The following is a 1,721-nucleotide window of genomic DNA, read 5'->3' as shown; positions in this document are numbered from 1 at the left end:
GACTTGCGGCTACCGCCCGTTCGACCGGGCGCCTACCCACAGAACATGTCAGAAGACGGACCGAGTAGTACCTCCCCGGAATCCCACGAAAAACGTCGCGGCTGGCTGGAACGCCTGACCTCGGTGTTCTCCGGCGACCCGCACACCCGCGACGATCTGGTCGAGGTGCTGCGCGACGCGCAGCACGATGGCCTGATCGCCGCCGACACGCTGCGCATGATGGAGGGCGCGCTGTCGGTCTCCGAACTCACCGTCGGCGACGTGATGGTCTCGCGCGCGCAGATGGTGTCGCTGCCGGTGGAGTCGCGCTTCCTCGACCTGATGAAGCAGGTGGTCGAATCCGGCCATTCGCGCTTCCCGGTGCACGGCGAGAACAAGGACGACATCCTCGGCATCCTGCTGGCCAAGGACCTGCTGCGCGGCGTGGTCGCCGACCACGGTCCCGGCACGGTGCGCGAACTGCTGCGCCCGGCGGTGCTGATTCCCGAGTCGAAGAAGCTCAACGTGCTGCTCAAGGAGTTCCGGCTCTCGCGCAACCACATGGCGATCGTGGTCGACGAATACGGCGGCGTGGCCGGGCTGGTGACCATCGAGGACGTGCTGGAGCAGATCGTCGGCGACATCGACGACGAGCACGACGACGCCGAGGACGAAGCCTCGCTGATCGCTGCGCAGGCCGACGGCCAGTACGTGGTGGATGCGCTGACCCCGATCGAGGATTTCAACGAGCGCTTCGGCGCCGACTTCCCGGACGACGACTACGACACCGTCGGCGGGCTGGTCACCGAGGCGATCGGGCACCTGCCCGAGACCGGCGAGGAACTGACCCTGGGGCGGTTCGCGTTCCGTGTGGCGAAGGCCGACGCGCGCCGGGTGCAGGCGTTCCACGTCACCATCCTGCCGCCCGCCGAGCAGGACGGCGCTTGAGCGCGCGCACCGTGCCGCGCGCGCGCGCGGCGTACTGGCTGGGACTGCTGCTGGCGCTGTGGGCCGGGTTGGCCTTTGCGCAGACCCCGCCCGCGGATCCGGCGGCCCCGCCGCCGCTGGCCGCCCCGCCGGCGCCGACAGGATCGCCAGCCGACGCCAGCGACCCCGCACCGCGCATCGGCGTGGCCACGATGCAGCCCGGCGAAGTGTTCTTCGAGCGCTTTGGCCACGACGCCATCGTGGTGCTCGACCCACGCACGGGCCAGGCCACCTCGTACAACTTCGGTTTCTTCGACCCCAGCGAACCGGGCTTTGTCGGCCGCTTCGCCGCCGGCGACATGCGCTACTACCTGGTCGCCCTGCCACTGCAGGAGGACCTGGAGCAATACCGCGAAGCCGGCCGCGGCGTCGACATCCAGTGGCTGGACCTTGCCCCGGCGCAGGCACGCGCGCTGCAGCAGGCGCTGGCCTGGCGCGCGCGCCCGGAGAACGCGCGCTACCGCTACGACTACTACACCGCCAACTGCGCCACGATGGTCCGCGACGCGCTGGACCGGGCCATGGGCGGCGCGCTGCACGCGCAGCTGTCCGGCCGCTCGCGCGGCAATACCTACCGCAGCGAATCGGTCCGCCTGGCCTCGCCGGCACCGTGGATGTGGCTGGGCTTCGACCTGGGCCTGGGCCCGTACGCCGACAAATCGCTGTCGCGCTGGGAAGAGGCCTTCGTGCCGATGCGCCTGGCCGAGAGCCTGAGCGAGGTGCGCAACAGCGAAGGCCGCCCGCTGGTGCAGGCG

General features: G+C 70.4%; 2 protein-coding genes. Both read left to right on the top strand.

The genetic code is table 11. The features are described 5' to 3' along the window. The first annotated feature begins 45 nt into the window (after nt 1-45). Entirely contained in the window at nt 46-927 is an 882-nt protein-coding gene (locus D588_RS0119715) for a transporter associated domain-containing protein (protein ID WP_026143915.1), read from the top strand. Then, nucleotides 924-1,721, top strand: a 798-nt coding sequence (locus D588_RS25605; RefSeq protein WP_017917214.1) for a DUF4105 domain-containing protein, incomplete at its 3' end; no start/stop codon positions are given. The genes D588_RS0119715 and D588_RS25605, both read left to right, overlap by 4 nt.

This window comes from Xanthomonas sp. SHU 308 (assembly GCF_000364645.1).
Lineage (GTDB): Bacteria > Pseudomonadota > Gammaproteobacteria > Xanthomonadales > Xanthomonadaceae > Xanthomonas_A > Xanthomonas_A sontii.
This window is presented reverse-complemented; position numbering and strand designations above follow the sequence as displayed.

Excerpts from the sequence above, each read along its gene's own strand:
- D588_RS0119715 (WP_026143915.1), top strand. The coding sequence starts at position 46 with ATGTCAGAAGACGGACCGAGTAGTACCTCCCCGGAATCCCACGAAAAA.